This is a genomic window from Pantoea sp. X-Soil-OKNW-713 (assembly GCF_059730685.1).
This window is the reverse complement of sequence record NZ_AP035995.1, coordinates 3,805,909-3,828,510: the sequence shown is the minus strand read 5'-3', so window position 1 is coordinate 3,828,510 and position 22,602 is coordinate 3,805,909. Positions and strand designations below refer to the sequence as shown.

Here is a 22,602-nt window from a genome sequence, read left to right as displayed (position 1 = left end):
CACTACACCTAACGTCCGTCACCATCCAGATAAATGTACCCCCTAATTTTAGGAGTACATCTATTTTGAATTGTCTACTTTTTTAGTAAAATCAATTGAATACGAATGTAGGCTCTGGTGCTTTGTCTTAGTTCACTCCCAAAGCTTTATAAACTGCATCGACTGGTTCAGCATAAAAACTTACCTGAAATTTAGTAAACAGTTCAGTTGGAACGGTCGGGATATCCATCGCCGATGCCATTGGGAGCAGCACACGTTTGGCACCACTGTCGAATGCCACCTGTAAACATGCTGCAAGATCCTGTACAGGGTTGATCACGCCACCCAAGGTCATACTGCCCAAAACCACCATTTGTTCTTGAATGGGTTTGGCTAATAAAATAGAGCAGAATGCGATTAGTGAAGCTAGGCTGGTGGTCGTGCTGGGCCCTGTGCTGTGCAGTTCAACGACATGAAGGTGATATTCATGTTCTGAGAACTTAGCTGAAGCGCTGATTCGGCTAAGATTGCCTTTAAAGTAGTCAAATCCTACTCGGATGGCTTCTTTAGCTGCTGTATTTGACCCCAGTCCTGAAACGGCATGCTTCCCATTTCCTGCTGTCATTTGTGTTTCGAAACGGTATAGGCCTGTCATTCCTGAGTCAGCTTGTGTGACAAGATGTACAACACCAGGTTTTGGCATACCTGCCGGGATAAGTTCACTACCACCTTGTTCAGGAACGCTCACGAAAAACTCTTCCAGACTTTCGCTATCGATATAACTGAAGTTCACATCAAAGAATTCCAGACCACCGAGCTTCTTAAGTTGTTCTTTAACGCGACGGCGAACCTCCATAGCATAGCTGAGACAAACACGTACATCTTCTTTGCCGTAAGCGCCATCCGGGTGCATCAATTTCAACAGACCTGACACAGTGCGGCGTACGGCAATCACGTCGCGCTGATTGAGGTTATTACCAAGCTTGAAAAATTTATCAATAGCATCAGAGAAACTACGTTTACGCATCTCGCGCATGTATTCAGCGAGGTAATCCGTGATCAAACCATAACGATTGGTGAAAAATTCCGGCCGCATCTTAGGAATTTCCCAACCAGGAATATAGGCATGGAAGCGGTCAAAAAAGGCAGTATCAATCATCGCATCCGGGAACGGTGCAAGCAGATGGCTTGTTTTGACCAGCGTGTCCACGCTCTGGTTAATGTTGCCTACAAACACCATGGAAGCTTTGCCTTCAATGGAGTCTCGTCCACGAGAGAACGAGCCCGACGCCATGTAGTCCTTCATGATCTGCACGCCGTCTTTGTCTTTGAAAGTGATTCCAGCTACTTCATCAAACGCGACTACGTCCCACATTCCCACAAGACCAATCTGGCGGCTGGCCATGTTGTAAAACAAGTTTGCTACAGTCGTTTGTCCGCCAGATACCAGCAATGAATTAGGTGAGCATTCTTTATAAACGTGGCTCTTCCCTGTACCACGTGGCCCAAGCTCGCAAACGTTATAGTTGTTTTCCACAAAGGGGATCATGCGAGTAATCAGATGCCACTTTGTACGCTGTTCAATATTCGCGGGTTCCATCCCTACAGAACGTAACAACACATCAATCCACTGGTCACGATCAAACTGCTTACGTGCCTCAAACACCTCATCCATGTCCATGTTTGGCATCTGAATTGGCTTCAGTGTGAACAGTGAAAAAGGTGACGTTTTTTGCCCTTCCTCATAAAAGTAGTTCACGGTGATCATGCACCAGATACCACCTGTCAGCAGTTTCTCGTTATCTTTCACCATCTGCGACGGTACCAAGGCATCTTTAATGCCGAGGTTCGAAAGCTGGGCTTCGTAAACGTCTTTCTTCTGGTTTAACTTTACCGTGACCTTATCGATAATTTTGTAAGAGCCACGTTCACGAATCAGCGATTTCACTTTTTCTGCTTCATCCGGGCGGACGTAGTTATCAGAAAGAATGCGCTTAACCGACTGTAGTCCCTGCTCAACAACCTCATCGTCATCGGAGGCACAATACATCCCGAGTAAATATTCCAGTACATACACCGGAACATTTGCCCCTTCTTTAAGTTGCTTTGTAAGATCTTTACGCACTACGCGACCGCGAAAATGCTGATTCAACATAGAATCAAGGTCCTGAGCCGATGCCGAGGCCGTTTCAATTTTGCTAGCCGAGCTATCCTGCTGTTGCATAACGCCTCACTTAAAAGAAGTCATCCTGGAATGCCAAGTCGATTGTGATTGGATAGCGGCCATACTCTGTGGCGCTGTCCGCATTCTCCAGAATCAGAACATATTTGTTTTTGCGATTGAATGCCGTTCCCATGAGTTTCATGGTTACATCGCGGGTGCGTTTACCCATATCTGTGTTATCACTGTCGAAACATACCGTTTCTGTGCCTGAGACGACTTGGTTGTTTTCATCCATGATAAAGATATTCAGCGTGCGCGGTTCATTGAATTCATTCACTGCTGAGGTCTGAATAAAACCAACTTTATCAATGCTGTTAACCAGCTTGATCATCTGATCCCGCGCAACAACGGACACGGGCTGTCGCTGGGGTTGTTTCTCAGCCGCTTTCTTCTCAAGCGCGCGGATCTTCAAAACAGGAACACACACTTCCTGCAACATGGCTCCGCCATGAACAAAACGCGCCCCCCCTACGAAGTGAAAACGCTGTACTCCTTTGGGTAACAGGAATTCACTCTCATCGCTTGCGCCTGCGGTATCGGCCAGTTTTCCATGCCAGCAAAATTCACTTTCAGGCAGCTGATGACCCACAATGAAGCGCTTATTCGCTTCAATAGTATCCTTGGCCTTACTTTCCAGCTTCGTTTTATCCTGCTCCACCAGCGCCTGTTGTTGGAACAGGAACCCATGATCGGCGGTAACAAAAATTCGACTGGCATTAAATCGGCTACGCAGACGTGAAACCAAATCTTTTAGCTCAGTAATTGTACTTCGGCAGGCTTCAAACGTTTTATCTTCTGTTGCAGCCTTATCCCCAATGGCATCAATAGTGTCGTGCCAGATATACACTACGGAGGCGTTGCGAATTAGCTCGTTCACTTCCTGGTTATTGGCGTTCTGCAAATCCTTTGCTTTCAGCGCCACACCATTTGCCTTCGCCAGAATAGCGGCTCGTTTATCAAATCCGGAAGTGGACATCCCATCGGCGTACACTATGCCAGAATTATCAGGAAGGTAGCTCAACGACTCATGGGGTAACAGTGCGGCCATTCCCAGTTGGGTATAGCTTGGGAGCACTCCGGTCTGGGAGCGTAGCTCTGCACTAAAGTGCTTCTCATGATTGATATGTCTGCCCAGCTCTTCTGCCACTTCGTAGCGCAACGCGTCTGAGATCACGACAAAAACACGTTTTACCTGAGAGGTGTCAAACTGACGTTTAACATTATCTTTATAGAAATTCCGCTGCAGCGGAACGCCGCTAAACTGCCATGCCTGCATACGGTCTTCTGCTTCCAGCAGTTTGTTCCAGCCACGGCTCAGCTCTGCCAGGTACCAATTGCTGTAAAGCTCTTCAATGAATTTATCCAGCTCATGGAGAATCATCGCCCCTTTACTATGCACTGGAGCGGCATATTCATTGAACAAACGATAGGTCTGATCAAAGCGATAAATTTCGTCGCAGTACGCCTTCCAGAAAGCGCCAGTATCAGGAAAATTGAACCCGTCGGTGTAGAGGTTACGCAAATTCAGCAGATGCTCAGCTTGGCGGATAGCATTCCAGATAGAGAGATACTCTGGTCTGGTTTGACTCCAGTATTTCGCACTGCGCTCAGACACCAACGCTTTAAACGCATCTCTATCCAGAGTGGTGCTCTCTTCCTGCAGTTGTGTCACCAGACCACGAATAATCAGTTGCTCAATGGCCTCGAAGGTTTCGCATTTTGCCAGTGCGTACGGTGAGCTATAGTTGTAGTGCTCTTTTGGCTGCAGTGTCTGCTGCAAATCCTCTGCACAATAATCGTATTCTGCTTTATAGCGACGATCGTTACGCCACGCTCCCATAAAGGCCAATGAAGACGCTCGGCCAGCAGCGGTAGCCAACACATTTTTACTCAACCAGTCACGATGCGCCTGATCACCCTGCGCCCAGAGATCGGTACAGAACAGTTTCAGCAGCAGGTTTTCCAGTGACGGAGACTCAGACTGGTATCCGAGCTCAACGCGAACAATCTCCCAGAGTACTTCATCCAGGCCAAGTTTTTTCAGTATGGCGGAGGTGTTCTCCAGCGCACTATCATCTTGCTGTCGTGCCGCGACAAATTGCTGAACCAAAGCAAACAAAATCTCTTTGGTTTCAAAGGTACTGGCCCCGACCACCACTGCCAGCATCTTCTTATCGAGAGAGTTTTCCGTTTCTCGTTCGGTGACCCATCCCTTCAAGATCTGAGTTCGCTTGACGGTAAAGAAGGCTTTGCGAAGTTGAATATGTTCGCGTAAACCAAGTTGCGGGATACCCAGAGAATTCAGAGTGATTGCAGCATAATCAGCGTGGAATTCGGTGCTGTAAAGACGAATATCTAACAACCAGTCCTGCTCGCGGGCGGGGACTTCATTGGTAAAATAGAGTAAAAATTTCTGTGTTGGCTCGTCGATTTCGATTCTTTTTTTTGTGGCGAGCACTGAAAAGCCGCGCATATCCAGCAGCGAGACATCGTCGAGATCCAGCTCATTGAGCGAATCGGTAAAACGTTGTTCCGGGTCGTGCCAGAAGACGATACGGTTGTCAGTAAACTTCTGACGAAGGCCGGATTCCAGTTCTTTAAATTGCATAATTAATTATCTTCTGGGGTTAAATCCATGCGTTGCCAAACAAATGCTAGGTCTGCCGGGACAGGCATTTCTCGGAATAAATCCTCAACTGAAATAGCACTCTGAATGGCAAATAGTTCTCTGAAAGCAGGAGTAACTACTGCTTTAAAGAATTTTTTACCATGAACAATGGTGCGCAGGTTTTCATCATTAGTCTGAGCTTGAATTGCAGTCAGTTTCTCCTGATATCTCTGCCATAGTCCCTGAGGCTCAAGATGGCTATGCCAGCTAGCGCACTGTGCCCGAAAACGTTGCTCATCAACAACCAGTTCAGGATCGAGTAGGTCTCGGTTGAAACCAAGTAACCGCAGTTCATCCCAAAGCGGGTTTATTATTGCCCATAAAGCGCCAAATTGAACCCACCGCTCAAGGTTTTCAGCAATAGGTACAGTGATAGATTGAATAGCCGCTTCTCGCCCTTCTGGTAGTTTTTCTTTTTGCTTCTGTGGCAAGCAGTGCCAGAGCTCATCCGGGACGGTGAGATAGTTTTCAATACAGAACCTGGGCAAAATTAGCAGGTTAGGCAGTTGTTGTTGCCGTTGGCTCAACTGGGCATTATCCCACTCATCACGATCAACAATGCCCAACCAAGTTGGTTGTTTTGACAAAATTTCGACAACATTGCGTTTCCCTCCAACCTCTGCAAGAACCCATCTTGTTTCCCATTGAGGATCAACTTTCTTTAAGAGCTGAGTAAAAACGAGTTCATCCGTTTTTCCTTCAACGATTAATGCTCGTTTACCTGCGGTGATTTTTGTCTCAATGATGGTCTTGATATGCCACTCAAACTCCTTCATTGATCATTATCCTTTTCAACAGAAAGGGGATAACGCAGTCCCAACGTTTCGTAACGCTGCCAGACGTCGGTCGCATGGGAAGTCAAAATCAGCTGCCCCTGCTTTTTCTGGATAATGTTTTCCAGCGTCGCAAGCAGAGGCGAAACTAAGGAAGGATGAAGATGTAGATCCGGCTCGTCGATTAATACAACACCACCCGGCTGAAGCCAGCGTTGAACCATAAACAGCATGATCAAAACCTGATGTTCACCTGAACTCAGTTCATCTAACGTATGAGTGTCGCCGTTAGCAAGTTTGACCTGCTGACGCTGCCCCGGCTGGATGTCCTCTTCAATGGCTTTCCCAGAGAAGAACTGATTCAGGGTTTTCATCATCTCCGGATACATTTCAGGGAGCGTCGCTTTCATGTTGAACAGCGAAGCTTCCAGCTGATCTTTCCAGTCACTTGAAGGAGAGTAGGTCGCCAGCCAACGTTGACTTAAATCATCCTGAGATAAGGACGATATATTTTTTTGCGGTGAAACCCAGCGCCGCTCATCTGCATCGAGATAGATAATATTTGGAGCATCAACGTACTCACTGGTAATGAGTAAACGCTGCCTAATCTGAGACCACTTATCAATAAGATCAGGGGCTAGTGACGAGTGGCCTGACTCTGCACTCCAGATACCTTTACTCAGACTTATACGTGTAGAGCTACTACCAAAGATTTCTCCAGTCCAGCAGACCTCAGGATGTTCGATGAATAATTTTCCGACCCATTCCTTGTTGCCGAAATAAACACCAATTTTTTCAGTGCCGAGAAAATTCATATCTTCAAGAACAATGGCTACTCCATCCCACCGGCGAAGCCATTTCTTAGTCTCCATTCTTAGAGGCATGAAATCCCGCTGATCAAGCCAATAACCTAAAGCTTCCCACAGCATAGCAATACCGCGAAGCAGCGTCGATTTACCGCAGCCGTTTGGGCCAGTGAGGAGAACATTCTCCTCCACCTCTCCCGTCCAGTCGTTTTTGAAACTAATTTCCGCATCGCCCAGCGGGCCAACACGCTGCGTATAAATCGCCGCTATTTTCATCAAATCTCCTCAGGTGCGCTACCGGTAATAGCCTTCACATCTGCCAGCAGATCGCCAAATTTGCCGTAGTTAACCTTAACGCCGTCATCCAGATCAATAGTGATACGCATATCAGCATAATGACGTAAGCGGTCGTCGAAGTTGCGCAGCTCGTTGAATTTTTTGCTCAGTCCATCAAGCTCTTTTTTCAGGCGCGTGGTTGCAGCGCCTGATTCGGCACTCTTAAGCTGCTCGTTAACCAGATCGATATTGCCCTGATAACGCGCCAGCAATGGAATTACATACTCGGTACGCATACGTGATAGGGTGGCGTCATTATAGCGGTGCAGATAGACCATGCATTCAAACGCTTTCTCTTTACCGGAGCTGAACAACCAGTAAATCGGGCGCTTCTTGTACATTTTCATATGATCTTTCCAGAACTGGGTGGAAAGATAGCGGCGGATAGTATCTAGAGAAGATTCGCCTTTTTTCGGTTTGATCGCGTACATACATAGACTTTCAGCTATGAAATCGAGGTTTTCCTGTAGATGCTCTTCACCCCATACGGTTTGGACAAACTCTTTAACACGCGCAGTAACATCGTCATTGAACCAGTCGGAATCCATTAATGGCAGGATGCCATCTTCATCGGCGGGGAAGGTTTTGTAAGCACCTTCGGCGACTAATTCGACAAAACCTTTGTTGCCTTCATGGGCGTAGACCAAGCCTTCACGATCAAGGGAGTAGCGGCCCATCATGCAACCGATGATTCCGCTAATATATCTAGAAATGTATTTTGAAATAAATCTATATTCAATTGCATTTTTTCCTTGATTATCAATTGTAACGTCAGAATATAAAAGATTGCATTCAAGGGTTATATTTTCCAATGATACATCACTATTAATAATACCAGTTGTTTTGTAAGTTTTATTTAGAATGACATTGATTTTCTCTTCTTTTTCCTTTGCTTCATTAACAATTTCAAATGATTTTTCAATTATTCTTTTTACATGTTCTGATATTAAAAGTGAGTCGGAGGAGGAGTTATAAAAAACGAAGTCCTTCGATATTTCAATTGAGTCATAATCCTCTTTTGTAAGTTTAATAAGATCCTCAACTAGGATAGAGGTATCAATGCATGGTTTGAGATATGGGATTTTTGATATCTGGCCACTTTCATTAGATAGTGTTGGTGAAATTATTCCCATTAGATGTTGAAATACATTAGAGTTTAAAATGGATAATGTTGATAATTTATCTTTTTCATTATCAATGAATAAAGACATTCCTTGAGCATCAAATATTGCACCTTGGGGCTGAAATCTAAAAGAGGTATTTTCACTAGCTATCTTTGACCAAGTCAGACTCTCCTTAAAGTAATAACCTTGACTTACTAATCTTCCCATGGAGGTCCCAATAGTATTTAAATAATCCGCCCACTCTCTTAGCTCTTTTCCATTGTTTTCCCAGTTAATTATATAATGATGATTACCATACCACTTTTTAAATCCGCCACCTTTATTGTATGGAAACCATTTTAACCCTGAATTTTTTGCTTTTTCGATATCGCCAAATGAATAACCTATTTTCTTGAAACAGACCTCCCACCAATAGCGTAAAAAACGATCATTATCGCTTGTGGATAGCCCTTGTCTGGCAACACCGACATCGCCGATGCTAGGATTTTCCTTGAAAAGGCTAAATATATCGTCCCCTGCCCAAAAAGCTATTGGCATTCCTGCTATAGATCTAAAGTTATTTTGTTTGGGAGTGTAATGTGTTGCTTTTTTAATATCATTAACACTGCCTTCATTATTATTTCTAAGGTTTTGATAAACACCCCGATACAAAGGTTCCTTATGATTTAAAATAGAGAACATGCAAGCTTGGACAACTTCCCCTGAAATCTCATCAAATACACCGCTACCTAAATGCGATAGGCAAACTATTGCTTGCTCGTCAATGACAAATTTCCTAGTATCTTCAAAAGAGCTTAAAAACATCCATGACTGCATGTTTATGTGGGCGTAGAATTTATTTTCCTTGCAAAGAGCGCTAGATTGCTCCATAAATAATGAAAATAGATCTGCTTTAGAAAGATGATAATGTGATTTCGCATATTCTTTTATTACTTTATTCATTCCCCGCTTACCCATATACGGTGGATTCGCGACCACAGCATCATAGCGTTGCGCCAGTATCCACGCCTGCTGGATATATGTGGTCAGTGCTGCCGCAGCCTCTTTCTGCTGAATATCACCTTCAACAGCCAGACGATACAATCCATCCAGAAACTCGTTCAACGCAGCTTCATCTTCTTGCGGCACCTGAATCAGTGACCCCAGCGTTTTTGCACTGGTGAACAACGCCAGTGTGCGCATCAGCAGTTTATATTCCGCGCTGTCGGTATTGGCCAGTGCCGTCCCTTCAGCAAACATATCTCCCATGCTGCCGCGCTGCACTTGCTGGTGGAAATTCAGCTTGGTCCACAGCTCAGCGATATCCAGCTTACTCTCCTGCAGGGATACAATATTCAAACGCACACCACGGCCCAGAATACGGCGATCGTCCTGACGGGCCAGCATCAGCATCGCAAAACCAGACAGCTGTGCGGCGCGATCATCAATGTCCAGCCCAAAGAGATTGTTTTCCAGAATCAGCTGCGGGATATCACGGGTACGGTAGCCGCGTTCCTCGTAAATCGCTTTCAGCACGTTATAGGCTTCAGTCAGGATATGCCCGGAGCCGCAGGCTGGATCCAGCACCTTAATACTTTCAGGTTCAATGCTCGATGGGGTGATGGCTGCCAGCTGCGCCTGCACTTCCGGGGTTTGCTCCGCTGGCTCAATATAGTACGGCATTTTTCCTTTCAAACTGGAGTTCGGATAGGTTTGCAGCCACTGGCGACCCACCGAGTTCTGCACCAGATACTGCACAATCCAGTTTGGCGTAAACAGCTGGGTAGCGGCGGGAATATCTTCGCTCTTCACCACTTTGCCAATCACAACGGCTTTTTTCTCGGAGATGTAGAACTGATACAGCCAGCCGATCACTTCGACTTGCCCCCAGTCTTCTTCAGGAATCGTGTCCACCAGCCCGCGCAGAATGGAGTCGGTGCGAGTCAGGTTATCTGGCAGTACCAGTTCGATATCATCATTGACTGCTTCGAACAGGAAAGGCATAGCGCCGTGCAGCGCATGGCACTGTGCAAGCAATAGTTCACGGTACAGCTCTTCGTCACGATCACCCGCCAACTTCATCTCCACCAGGCGCGCTTTGTCCAGCCCAAGTGCATCAGCCACTTCCGGCACATGATCTAGAACCTCAAAACCCCCTTCCAGGGTCGGGTGAGACAGCATACGGAAACCGTGATCAAGATAGCCATGCAGCTCCATATAGCGAATAGCGCAAAAGCGGTTAAACCAGGTGTAAGCGATGTGCTCCACGAGCACGTCGTAGCCCTGCTTTTCTGCACGCTTGACCAGACGCTCACGGCGTGACGCCAGTGATTTATCCAGCGAGAACTGACCATAACGCACACTGTCACCAAGATCGGTTGCTTGTGCAATTTGCAGGTTGCCCTTTTTATCGGCCTCAATACCCAGCGTGGTCAGTTTTTGCATAACCGCATCGCGGAACTGTTTACGTGCAACTGGAGCGTATTTTTTGATATTTGACGTATTCATGTGAAGTCCTGAAAAGGGCAGACAACATCTGCCCTGAAAATGGGGAAATTACTGAAGCTGTACGCGTTCACCTGCGTTAATGGCATCCATTAGCGTTTTACGGAGTTGCTCCAGGGCTTTGTCTACCTGTTCGGCGTTATCCAGCGTTGTCACACCCGCAGCTCGTTCCATCGTTTTACGCGTGTTCACGTAGATGGTCTTTTTCAGCTTGGGTTCAGGCTTAACTACTGGGTCGATAATCCCAGGCTGAGGGACGGGCTTTGGTTCAGGCACTTTCTTACGCTGTTCCTCTACCCAGCCGTTCAGCCGTTCATTCGCTTTAAATTGTAGCGCCCGAACCTCAGCCTGCTCTTCCATAATCTGTGGGATCAGACCGTTCTGCTCCACTTTCTTGCGCGATTGCTGCATCGGGTGTAAAAGCGAGTGCTGCAAATCAGCAGGGACATGCATCTCCTGCATGCTTTGCTTCAGCTCATTGATATGGCCATCTATCTGCAACAGCGCATGGCTTCGGTATTCTTCCACCAGACGCTGGTTGATGGTTTCAACAGTTTCAATCAACGGAATAATCCGGTGCAACTCTCTGTAAGGGCTGGGCATGCCGTAGATAGCTTCAAGATCGCGCAGCGCCTTTTGAGCTGTTTCGTCTTTATCCAGTGCGTTACGGTTAGCTTTAAAACTGCCATTCAACGCCGCACTCAAGCGCTGCCATGTGGCGTATTGGTTTTTGTAGAAACTGACTAGGTTGTCCCAATCTTCCGAGAAATCTCCGAGGTCACCAGCTGCTGCAGTGACTTTCTCAATAACAGCGTATTCTTCTTTCTCGTTGAGAATCCCGTTAAGCAGTACCAGACCTTCTGCAATCTCTTTTTGCCCGGGGTTTGCGCCACTCTCCGCACGAGTTTTAAAGATTGTCAGCTCGCTCTTCCAGCGGCCAAACAGTTCGCGAATATGTGATACTAGCGACTGTTCTTCGCGCTCGTTAAACGGTTCCCCGGCAATATCGCCCATTAGCTGTGCGGCTTTGGTCAACTGCGCTTCATCATGGCGACGAACTTTGTGCAAACGCAAATCACTGTAGCGACGTGAGTTGTTAAACGCGTCCCACGCCTGCTTCAGTGCAATTTCGCTACTTTGCAGGGTGAAGCTGTATTTACCGTTACGCGCCAGACGCGCCACCAGCAATTTGACCTCATCTTCCGGCCAGCCAAATGGGCGACGACCAAAGGTAGTGAGGATATCCCGTAGGTACACCGGTTTATGAGCCTCAATACTCATTGAGATCCAATTATCCACTTCGCGCATCGCTTCTGGGTTGGATTCTTCCATCCCCCCGAAATCTAGCTGGGTGTCATTTTCTACTGTCAGCAACGCGTGAGTTTCACGATTTACATCTCCGGTACTCAATCGCAGCAATTTCAGTTTGGAGAAACTGTTCTCAATAACGTAACCGCAGGCTGCATCCACGATAGCTATCGGCGAAGAGGATTTCTTATCCAACCGCTCGCCCAACGCCCAGACATCAGCCTGAGCCAGAAGTCCTTCAATCTGCGCCTTCAGCGTTTTTTCGCGCATGCCATTTTCACGACCTTTTTCCGCCAACAGCGTTGCCTGTTCCGGACGTTGGCCACTTTGCTTGCTGAGGAAGGCTTTGGTCTGAGCGTACATTGTCAGGTCTTGCCACGTACGTGCTTCATCAGGCAGACAAATTAAGATGCAGTCTTTACTGTCCGTCATCAGCTGGCTATTTGAATGAGCACCCTTGTAGCTTTCGTAATTCGAATCCAGTGGAGTTAGTACTTTCACTACCAGATCGTTAAGATTTGCGCCATCCAGTGGATGCCCGTTGCAGAAGCGGCTGATATCAAAATCCTGCTTATTTGCTGGATAGCGATATCTTTTGTTCTTCAGGATCTCTTCGAAAATGATGGTTGAAAGCTGCTTATTGATGGTGGTGAATTCCACGTCAATATTGCGGATTTCGTTTTCAATCTCTTTTTCTTCGTTAGTGAGGAAAACGAATTTGTCATCAATACGCGAGATCAGCATCTCAGCTTGCAGACGATTAAGACTGGCTTCAATCTGTCGACGGAGTTCCACTTTGTCAGTATCAATGCGCTCGATAGAGAGCGTGACGAGATTATCTAGAGTACTTTTCAGCACGTCGACGTAGCGGATAAGGAACAACGTCTTCAACAGTTTGCCGTCAAACTCTGTTAATGACGGAGACTGACTGGCCTGAATGATGGTGCGGCTAACCGCTGGTTCCAGGAAGCTTTCAATCGCTGAGTAGAAACGCCAGAACGGTACGAGGCTATCAAGGCCATCGGCAGAAATCTGGACTGCAGCTGACTGGAAGGCGTCCAGCAAAGAGCGCTCCCCCATTGCCAGCTGCTTACCTGCGGCCCCTTTAGTACGGATTGATTCAAAGACCTTTTGCAGGATCTGGTAGTGCCACGGCACAAACGGATAGTTATCCACGAACTCGCGGCTATTTGTGTAGGCGCGCAGCGTAGCAGTGGTTGTGGTGTCGAATGCCAGCTGATTACGCAGAATGTCGCCTTTTTCCTGCCAGACCGCCTCCAGTGCAGGAATTGCCTCATCGGTTTTCACCAACAGGCGTTTCTGTATAACCTCAGAAGTGTTGGAACTGGAGAGCTGTAAGCGAGTGGAGAATCGTCCCTGAATCTTGGAGAAGTCCTGACCGTCACGGCTGCTCATGCCGCCAATAGCGGCATTGATATCTGCTTGAGAGGTCACTATTACCCATGCGCGACCACCACAAATGACGCCGAGATTTTCGGTGATGGTTTGGAGCTTCAGCATCATCTGAGCATCTTTGCCAATGAACTGACCGACCTCATCGACCATAAACAGGATGTTACGATTTCCTTGGCTATCGAGCCACTCTTTTACCCATGTACAGAAGTTTTTGATATCAAGAGGGAAGTTCTTGTCAAGTTGCTCGATCCATTGACGAGAAGACTCTTCACTCTGACCAGTTGCAACACTCAATGACTGTGCCATCTGATCGTTGATCATCAGATAAACATCACGTTCATCTTCCCAGCGAGACCCGGTGATGTCCGCGAAGGCAGCCCTAAAGGTATCAAACTGTCCACGCTTATCGAGTTCACGCTCCAGATGTGCAATGTGCGGGAAATCACCGCAATAACCAGCAAGCTCGTTAAAGACTTTCAGAAATACTTTGAGAATCGCATCGACACCATCTTCAACATTTGCACGTGAGTCAATATTGAAAAGTACGACATCTGTCGGATGTTTAACAGATTTACGAATATCAGCTAAAAGCAGTGCATCGTCGATTTTCTCTTCAAAGAATGAGATCGCATTGCGTTTTATGCCTTTGTGGCTTACTTCGCGGTTGGCCAGCAGGTAAGAGAGGATTTTAATAAAGTGTGATTTACCGGAACCAAAGAAACCTGAAACCCAGACTCCCATCTTATCGGCAAGCTGTAATCTACCTGGTCCCGTAGCAGGGGCATAGACTTCAAAGAATTGGCGCAAGTGGCCATCCAGCTCTCGAGTTATGACATACTCATCCAGCTCAATCCAGGCACTTTCGTCATCGGTTTGCTCGGCTTTAACCACGCCGTTAATATTTCGTTTTAGCGGTTTCTCAAAGATTTGTTCAATATTCATTGCTGTCGTCTTTTATCGAGGATTCAAAGATGCCGCGGGACCGGTTTCTGGAACCAGTCTAAAGGCACGATAATAGTTTCGGGAGTTAATCCCTGCTAATGGAGAAAGGTCATACCCACTGTAAACTCCAGGATAGAACATTAGCAGTGGTGTGAACCCCATAACATCCTGTAAAGCACTCATTAGCTCGTGTCCGCGCACTAACGGCCAGGCGTTACCCAGCCCAGTCAGAATGACAAAATCCTGCGAGGGGAGGTCTACAGTTCGGGCAATATATTCAGCAATTTTTTTCTGGCTGAGTGGGGCTGCCAGATGTTTTTTCATTGTCTCAAGGCCAAGCTCAGGTTCTCGCTGGCAAATACGGTCAAAGAGCTTACGTTCTTCCAGCATATCGATAATGACCTGAAAAATATTCAACTCAGTAAATGTGTATTTCTTATCCAGTTTTTTAAACAGAAACGCCAGATACTCGCGAACCTGCAGTTCCTGCTGTGCCGGATAATCAAAAATCCAGAAGCCAATTTCATTGCCGGAGCCCTGGTTTTTCAAAAAACGGTCATCGCTGATGCGTTCTTCAAGCTGTTTTAAGCGGTAAGCCAGTATCTGATCACTCACGCTTTACCCTCCAGTACCGGTATCAAATCAGCCTTATCCAAACGATGTAGCGTAGCGGCTACCTCGGGTAGTAGGAATATCGACTGAAGGTTGCGTCGACGTGGGGTATCCAGGTATCCAGCTTCAGCCAAAGACTTGATTAGGTTATTGCCCATTTTTTTTATCGACGAATCGGAGAAGCTGCTAAGTTCGGGGTGCATGCGAAGATTCTCATCGACAAACTCATCCCAGCAATTTCCAGGCAACTTGTCCTTAAATTCCAGACGAGCAGGATTGACAACGCTAGAGATAAAATCAGCGACAACAGGTGATTGGAGGGTCAATGCTGCTAGCAAAAGTTGCAGGCGTTCACTCTCACTGCCGTTGGCGATGAGCCCTAGAGCTTGAGCATCAAGAGTCATTAATCTCAACTTGAGCGTTCGGGCATAACGGTTTGCGGTGTTAGGGGATGACGCCTGTAAAATATTCTCATCAACGATTTGCGCTTGCCACATGGCCTCGTCAGGCTCTTCCAGCAAGAGTTCAGCAATGACTCTACTCTCTCGCCCCATAAGTGGCCCACCAAGAAGGTCACCGATCCAGCTTTTATCATTTTTGATAGTCATATTTGTCATCTAAAACCTGGAATGTTGATCGCAAAAATAAGCAACAATTGTAATCGTCTGAACATTCAGACGCTATGATTTCAGCGCTTGGTTTTCATAACGAATGCTTAAGTCAGTATCGGTGGGTGGTTTAGTAATTTTAGATAAAAAATCGTTCACTTATTGAACGGGTTCGGGGCTGCTATGAGATTGTTTGTATTTGAAGTTATTGATGAGATACAAGCAGCTTCTATTGCAGATGCTGTAGGTGGGGCTAAATTGACAGACAGTGGTGCAAGCCGCATTGCTATGACTGAGAACCTTCTGCGAATTCCTGCTCAACTGCTCGTGCCATTGATGCCATTTCATCGAGCCATTCTTGTGGCACGCCGTTGACGGCAATTGAATAGATTTTCATAACAAACAACAGCTCGTAGGGCGCGCAGACATTGTCATTGAGCTCATAAATTCCTTGCGCATGGCCTTCTCCCGTAGACGTTATATGCCAAAACAGGGCCTGAATATCCTGTAGAGTGAAGCCTCCTGTCACGGTCATTTCGGAGGGCACAGCAACTCCATTTCCTGTAAAAATTACCGTGCCTTTATGCTCGCCTTTGGCTAATTGAAGAGTAATCATAAATGCTCCTCTTACTTATATTTTCGGAAAACTAACTATAGTGGCCGGTTCTGGTTTATTCGGTACCGCGTCCTTCATTTTAGCTAAGCGTCAGAATGAAACATGGGGAAAAATCATTTAGGGTGCCCGATCTCGAAATGCGCCAAGCTTTTATTCGCTCTGCGTGCTGATGGTTATAAGGTGAATTAACTGCTCTACGATGGCGGCTTCATCAGGAATGAGGTCGACACTCGCTACATGTAATCGTTCATCGCCCGCTAAAATCCTATAGCCTAAGTTCAGGGTCTGCTCTCCCAAACCTGCATGATGTGGATAGAGGAGCATGACTTGTGGGCAGTGATAAATCCGGGCATAGGCCATCATCTGGTAGACATCGGCATGTGATACGTCTCCCTTAGCATCTTCAGGATGACGCATAATCCGTTTCCACTTAGTGTCTATGATCATCACCGTCCGGTGGTTCCGCTCGATAAGCAGGTCCGGCCGTGTCTGGAAGTGTGGTTTGCCCTCGTTTCTGTCCTCACTCAGACAATACAATCTGCCAGCCTGTGCACGGACCGTCCATTCCGTACCGCTTACCGCACGCTTCGCCAGTGCTGCGATATAGGCCTCGAACAAATCATTCATTGGAAAAAGCAGTGTTATCCCATGCTGCGCCTGGCTATCGTGGTGTGTTGCCTGCCAGTTGCGTTGCAGGAGGAGGCGCGCCAAATTGTAGAGCGATTCCCAACGGTGGTTGGTCCGGTCGATCCGCACTTGTGACCACGGAAGATGACTTAATGGGACATCGTTAACATCCACCAGCAGGCTGCGCAGTTCGTTCAGCCGACGGAGGGTATCCGCCGCTCGGGCATAGCGGCGAAGCAGGACTACACATGCCTTCATAATACGAAGCAGGGCGGTATCGGCCGACAGTACGTCGTAACGACAGGCGAGGCGGTCAGGGCGCACGGCATGTGTAGTGAATTGCCGCTTGATATTGAGCCTTCCACGCAGTGCAGGTAAATCATCCTCCTGCGCCAGATAGGCGCGCGGCAACCCCCGCTGTACTTCGGCTAAGAGTCGCTCGGCGAACAGGCGGATAAGTATATCGAGCAAGCTTTCCGCTTGTTGCGCCATTGTTGCGGCCTGTCCATTACCGAGTTTAAGCCCGAGGGCGACATCGAGCATGCGAATCAGGCGGCGTCGGATTGTGCTGTCTGATTCTATCGTCTCATTGTCGATTTTGGGCAGGATCTCAAGGCTACACCCCGGTGCGGCAATGACCCCAACCATTTGCCCGGCAATTATTTTGTTGTGGCGATCGATTAAGATATTAGTTCCGTGCTGATTTGCCAGCGGATGCATACGCGCCGCCGCAAGCAGGGCGTTAGCCTGAATGCGGGTGAAGGCATGAGGAGAATTTGTGCTGCTTTCCGCGCCTACACAAATACCCTCCCATTCGTGAACCGTGAGGTGTGTCATTCTTCCGATTCACCGGCCATATTGGAGGTGGTGGCGTTATGCGGTCTGGATTAACCTACCAGTCGGTCAAAAGCGTCATTCCTGAACGGTGAGCGAATCAACCAGCTTGATAATGGTTCTCCCTCTATTCCTGCCGGCGGTAAAATACGAGCTTCCTGCATAAACCCATCGCCTAGCACCGCCCCGATTCGGCTCCAATCTTCGAAAAAATACTCCTGTAACAGCGGTATAATCTTATTACGCACCGCATCTTCAATCTGTTCCCTGGTTTCACAATTTATGAAGAAGGCGTGTCCAATACGATATTCCCGTCCTATAAGGTATTCGATTCTTTGATTGATGGTGGTCAGGACTGCAGTGAGATCGATACCGTCTATTTCACTTAGCAGGCTGGCGTCGGGAGCCATTTCCCGGAAGTTGAAGCGTCGCCGTAATGCCGTATCTAGCAAGGCGATAGAGCGATCGGCGGTGTTCATTGTGCCAATGATATGAAGGTTGGCGGGAACACCAAAGTCTTTCTTTTTCGAATACGGAAGCGTCACGGTGAGAGCATCAGGCATTCCCAAGCGCTTATCCGTCTCGATTAACGTGATCAACTCACCGAACACTTTCGAGATATTCGCCCGATTGATCTCATCAATAATGAGGACGAACTGCTCTGGCGGCCCTTCAACATCAGAATTACTCGTCTGGTTATCTGTATTCGAGAGCAGCCTACTCAGCGCTGGGAGATTCACACGATTGGTGGGGAGTGAATAGAGAGTTCGCGTCGTGAAGTTACCATCAACGATGGTATCGAGCGGGAGCGGTTCGTCGAGAGTCAGTAGCCAGCGCACATGGCGTCGATGGGCATAGTAACCTTCGGCTTCGGGAACGAAATAGTAATCGCCCGTGATTTCAGCGATAGCGCGAAACGCGGTGTTTCCGTAAGGAACTATCACGATATCGCCAGGTTTCATTTCGCATCGGAAGGGATAGGTTTGTGTCCAGTTGCTTGGCGTTTTGTTCTCAGGATTTTGCTTGATCCATTCATCATTAATCGCGTTGAACGATGAAAATCTTTCTGCGCTCCAGTCGATGCTTCCTCCCCACCCCAGTGCGATATAGCCATTGGCCCGCGCTTCTTCATAGACATCGTCTTCTGTGCCAATGGCACTTTGTCCCATTTTCCAGAAGCGTCTTTGGGTGAGCTGGAATGCCGGGAGGTTGGTCTGCACACGTGGCTGAGTTCTTGCCTGCTCGGCAAGAGCGCAAATTTCCCTGAAGATGCCCGGCGTGGGTGTGAGTGTGAATCCTGCGGAAGAAGAATCATCTTGACCGATTTCCGGACGAAGGCCCTCAACGAAAGTTTCGTAGTCATAGCTCTGATGAAAGGTGACGAAAGCGATCCTTTCTTCTGCCATCAGTTCGTTATAACGCGTCATCAGAGCTGCACGGCCATCCTTTGAATCCGGGTAGTCAGCTTCTCCATCACAAAGTGCAACAGCTTCCCTGGCCGTATGATAGGTTTTACCTGTACCGGGAGGACCGTAAAGAATAAGGTTAGTCGGCGTTGGTTTAGTCTGGGCCACCAGATTGTCTCCTTCTATGAGGATAAACGTGTATTTCCGGGTGGTGCTCATTTTTGGCCCTTCTGTCACCGGAGGAGGAACATCAGCTAACTCCTGAAACTTTTTCCCATTAAGGGCTTGACAGATGTTTGGCCATGCCACATCGAGACCCATTTCAGTATTCAGCGGGCCGACTACCACGGTCACGCTAGCCTCACCGCGATCACGGGCGGGGGTGATGTAGTTTTCAAGTACATAATCCCGAATCTCGTCGGCCTGGGAGTCATCACCGCCAAGGAAGCGTCCATATTGCCCTAGCCAGCTGTTCCAGTTTGACAATCGGTTAAGCGGCTGTTCGGATTCAGGCATCAGTAGCCGGTAGTCGTCACCATTATCTTTAGCATCGCGACGAATCTGTTTGAGACGTTGTCGCAGTTGCGCAAAACCGTCTGCTTTGTAGGCTGCATCTAGATCTGCATGAGGGGAATCCAGTGCGGCGAGATTTTTTTCGATAGTTTTGACCGCATAAATACGAGAGTTGAGGCCTGCTTGTGTTTTTGCACCTCTGGTCTCCAGCCATTCCCGGAATTCAACTTCGAGCATTCCCAATGTCCTCTCATTTAACGTTAACTCCCTGATAGTTATCATCGTGGATGATGGGAGGACCAGCAAGGATATTGTGTAACACGAGCGATATTGTCATGCATTTCTACGCTCGTGTTGATCTGGATGCTTCCATTGAGTGGTCCAGCACAGCTGTCTTACGCCCATAGCTGCCTGTCAACTTGATGAGGTAACTTGCCCACATTTTTGTTGGATATGACCAAGCGAAATGCAAATAGTCTGTAGGAAGACCATAAAACATGCATATCACTTAGAAGTGTGCCTTTTGGCACTAAACCTGATTGATTCTGGGAACGTCAGTGTTAAAAATTCGAAGGGAGAGTTTTATCTCCTTTCCCACCACGGACTTTACCAGGATGCGATCAAAATTCGCGATCATAACAATTTTGCACAGCTTTGCTTTCAAAGCCTACTGTAAGGGTGCTGCATCAATTGTAATACGACTTGTCTTTATTATCATGTTGATTTTATTTGTTTTTATTGTTTTCATTAAACACATTCATGATCGCTGCAGTGATCATGCGCCTGGCAGTGATCACTTGATCACGACGACTTTTATGATCGCAACTCAACAAAGTAGGGCAAGGTTGACCAGCTCCCCGTTTAAGAAGTCATCTCGGGAAGGCTAAGATTCTCAATCATAAATGAGTACGGCGACAGTACGCAGTTATTTACGCTTTCCATCAAACGGTATCGATAAATTGATTAGATATCTTTTGGCAGAGCTGAATTTCAGCCCATGTAATTTACAGTACAATTCAATGGGGGTGTTGAGAGGAAGAAAGAAGCAATAATAACGTTCTATGTGGTTCTGCCAAAATATGCGTAATTTGGCTTTCTGGGGAGATTCTGTCGTGATTTCGCCTTGTGGTGATTTGATATTTATAGGTTTTTTAATCATCGCAAGGTGGCCTTTCTGTTGATGATTAAGGTCTCTATTCCAAAGGTCAATTTTTGATCGGAGAACGATAGGGGCATTACAAGCAGGATTAATTCCTGCTGAAATGGAAAAAGAACCATACTTAGTTGTCTGCTCAGATGGAGAAATAATTTGATTAACGGGATTTTTTTCATTATTTGAGCACACTTCATCATTTTGTCGTTTAGTCTCAGTTGAACAATGAGTTGCTATAGCCTCAGATTTAATTTTCTCCTGAACATGCTTTGGTAAACGTACTGCAGTTTCATAGCATTTCACACCGGTAGGAGTATGTTCTTTACTTCTTTTCTTACCGAGATAGCTGACACGCTTCATAAACTCAGCTTGGGAATCAGCATCATTACGGCTAAGCAAGTACCATGGGTTTCGAGGCAGCCAGTAAGTACCACCAGTAGCTTTAGCCCATGATTGTGACATAAGGTCCACCAGCGATTGTGCATATCGGACGTGATGCGCATTCATGATGAGAACGTAATGGTAGTGCTGAGCTTCAGACTTTACTTGCTCTCGAACCCATGCATAGCTGATAAGTGATTTAGGATACTTTCCGCGTAATGCAGGGATGAGCTGCTGGTGGAAACGAGTGATTGGGCTGTTGTCATCTGTGTAATGATTGAGCCTGAAATCCATACGAAGTGCGAACAGGCGGCTTGAATGTTCAAAGCATTTATCTTTGAGAGCAAACAGCTTATCCATAATTTTCTTTTCTTGATCTAACTCATTGGGAAGTACATCCCAGACTAAACCGTCATAAACGTACTTATTCATGCTCTGAACAATATTCATTAAACATCCAGCGGGTAAATATTATAAATATCCTGCGTCAGGCTTACCGTAGTTGCGAAGCTAATCCCGTTGTATACGCGGCTTTACAGCCTCAACCACCTTGATTCTTTAAGCGCGAGTACAACGGGTTTTGTTTCATCTGGTTCCGCACCAGAAAGAGAAAAGCAGAGCGGGGGCTCTGCTTTGATTAACGACTCAACAAAGGGAAGTTAGCTGTTTTGCAACCAACTTTCGTAGGCTGAAAGTTGCCAGCCCAAAGTACGGCCAGCACGTTTCAGAGGTTGTGGGAAGTCGCCTTGCTGGACCCAACGGTAGAGAGTGGTACGGCTACAATCCAGCAGTTCCAACATTTTGCTAATGCGGATAAGAGGCTGTGGGGGCTGCACTGGGTAGATATTCGTGGTTTTCATTTGTTCCTCATTAAACCATTTCTCTTCAAGGAGGATTTAAACAAACCAGAATAAATTTTTTTGGGAAGTGAAAGCTAACTTCCCGGTGAGTCAGGTTTAATGCATTGATTTTATTATCTTTATTTTAATGATTTAATTTGTTTAGCGACAAGTCTCTCGATTGTCTCAATTGCGAGTGGGGGTTCTGCCATATCAGGCCAAAATATAGTCGATTTCTGGTCAAGCAACTTTACTAACGCCCGCGCAGCTGGAAGATTTTTCTTTACGACTTCTACGGTATGGCTGTTCTCTATGTACAGATTGGGAGCATAAATGAGGCTGATGATAGCTTTTAAGATGCCTTCGCGTACAACGGCATTTTTTTCTGTGAGGTACGCTTTTTTGGTTTGGCTCAATCTGGCATTTTCTTTTTCTAATCGAGCATTATCTTCTTTCAATTTGAGAATTTCTGCCAAATGATCGGTCGGTAATGGCTTACTGATGGGTAAGGTGAGTTCCAGGGCCGCCTCGATGTCTGACTTAGAGTAGCCAAACATTTTCAAAATACTTTCCTGGATACTTTCATTATGCAGACTGCTTAGCACTTGAGAGAGTGTTGGCAGTGAATTTTTGTCAACCTCTTTATAATGCTTACTGCGGCCATCGAAAGTGATGATACCTTTGCCTACATGAACCAGCCCATTTCCATTCCGCATTAAAAGCTGATACTTCTCAAGTCGTCTGATAAGGATTTTGGCAATTGAAGACCAGGTCACTGAAGGTTTTTCGTTCTTGAGGGAGGTACACACGGAATAAAGGCTTATAAAACTTGGGGTTATTTGTTCCAGAGTTTGGCTTTCAGACTCGGTTACTTCAAGCTCTTCAAATAAATTCATGCGCTTTAAGGTCTCATTACACAGTAAGGGTTACCAGGCAATTACGTCACCCACTAC

14 protein-coding genes are annotated in these 22,602 nt (G+C 46.7%); all 14 read right to left on the bottom strand.

Features of this window, described 5'->3' with window-relative positions:
- Positions 1-127: 127 nt before the first annotated feature.
- Complete coding sequence (gene brxL, locus AC6I8R_RS17785) at positions 128-2,203, bottom strand: protease Lon-related BREX system protein BrxL (RefSeq protein ID WP_497832659.1); 2,076 nt, start codon at positions 2,201-2,203, stop codon at positions 128-130.
- Between the two features lie 10 nt (positions 2,204-2,213).
- Positions 2,214-4,811, bottom strand: a complete 2,598-nt coding sequence (gene pglZ, locus AC6I8R_RS17780) for a BREX-1 system phosphatase PglZ type A (RefSeq protein ID WP_497832658.1) — start codon at positions 4,809-4,811, stop codon at positions 2,214-2,216.
- 2 nt (positions 4,812-4,813) lie between these two features.
- The gene (locus AC6I8R_RS17775; RefSeq protein ID WP_497832657.1) at positions 4,814-5,647 is read right to left on the bottom strand and encodes a DUF4435 domain-containing protein; all 834 of its coding nucleotides are present in this window, start codon (positions 5,645-5,647) and stop codon (positions 4,814-4,816) included.
- The gene (locus AC6I8R_RS17770) at positions 5,644-6,726 is read right to left on the bottom strand and encodes an ATP-binding protein (RefSeq protein ID WP_497832656.1); all 1,083 of its coding nucleotides are present in this window, start codon (positions 6,724-6,726) and stop codon (positions 5,644-5,646) included. Before AC6I8R_RS17770 ends, AC6I8R_RS17775 begins: the two co-directional genes overlap by 4 nt.
- Positions 6,726-10,397, bottom strand: coding sequence for a BREX-1 system adenine-specific DNA-methyltransferase PglX (gene pglX, locus AC6I8R_RS17765; protein WP_497832655.1), 3,672 nt, complete (start codon positions 10,395-10,397; stop codon positions 6,726-6,728). Before pglX ends, AC6I8R_RS17770 begins: the two co-directional genes overlap by 1 nt.
- Positions 10,398-10,445: 48 nt before the next feature.
- Positions 10,446-14,060 (bottom strand): BREX system P-loop protein BrxC, encoded by a 3,615-nt coding sequence (gene brxC, locus AC6I8R_RS17760; protein WP_497832654.1) that lies wholly within the window; start codon positions 14,058-14,060, stop codon positions 10,446-10,448.
- Positions 14,061-14,072: 12 nt separating this feature from the next.
- Positions 14,073-14,675 (bottom strand): DUF1788 domain-containing protein, encoded by a 603-nt coding sequence (locus AC6I8R_RS17755; protein ID WP_497832653.1) that lies wholly within the window; start codon positions 14,673-14,675, stop codon positions 14,073-14,075.
- Positions 14,672-15,289 (bottom strand): DUF1819 family protein, encoded by a 618-nt coding sequence (locus AC6I8R_RS17750; protein ID WP_497832652.1) that lies wholly within the window; start codon positions 15,287-15,289, stop codon positions 14,672-14,674. Before AC6I8R_RS17750 ends, AC6I8R_RS17755 begins: the two co-directional genes overlap by 4 nt.
- 277 nt (positions 15,290-15,566) lie before the next feature.
- Positions 15,567-15,896 (bottom strand): hypothetical protein, encoded by a 330-nt coding sequence (locus AC6I8R_RS17745; RefSeq protein ID WP_497832651.1) that lies wholly within the window; start codon positions 15,894-15,896, stop codon positions 15,567-15,569.
- A 150-nt stretch (positions 15,897-16,046) separates the two neighbouring features.
- Positions 16,047-17,360 carry an McrC family protein gene (locus AC6I8R_RS17740; RefSeq protein WP_497832650.1) on the bottom strand — a complete coding sequence of 438 codons (1,314 nt, stop codon included), beginning with the start codon at positions 17,358-17,360 and terminating at the stop codon, positions 16,047-16,049.
- Between the two features lie 50 nt (positions 17,361-17,410).
- Positions 17,411-19,513, bottom strand: a complete 2,103-nt coding sequence (locus AC6I8R_RS17735) for a DUF8426 domain-containing protein (protein WP_497832649.1) — start codon at positions 19,511-19,513, stop codon at positions 17,411-17,413.
- A gap of 688 nt (positions 19,514-20,201) precedes the next feature.
- On the bottom strand, positions 20,202-21,260 hold the full coding sequence (locus AC6I8R_RS17730) for a YagK/YfjJ domain-containing protein (protein ID WP_497832648.1): 1,059 nt from the start codon (positions 21,258-21,260) through the stop codon (positions 20,202-20,204).
- Between the two features lie 209 nt (positions 21,261-21,469).
- On the bottom strand, positions 21,470-21,670 hold the full coding sequence (locus tag AC6I8R_RS17725) for a helix-turn-helix transcriptional regulator (RefSeq protein WP_497832647.1): 201 nt from the start codon (positions 21,668-21,670) through the stop codon (positions 21,470-21,472).
- A gap of 119 nt (positions 21,671-21,789) precedes the next feature.
- Positions 21,790-22,545 carry a hypothetical protein gene (locus tag AC6I8R_RS17720; RefSeq protein ID WP_497832646.1) on the bottom strand — a complete coding sequence of 252 codons (756 nt, stop codon included), beginning with the start codon at positions 22,543-22,545 and terminating at the stop codon, positions 21,790-21,792.
- Positions 22,546-22,602 lie beyond the last annotated feature (57 nt).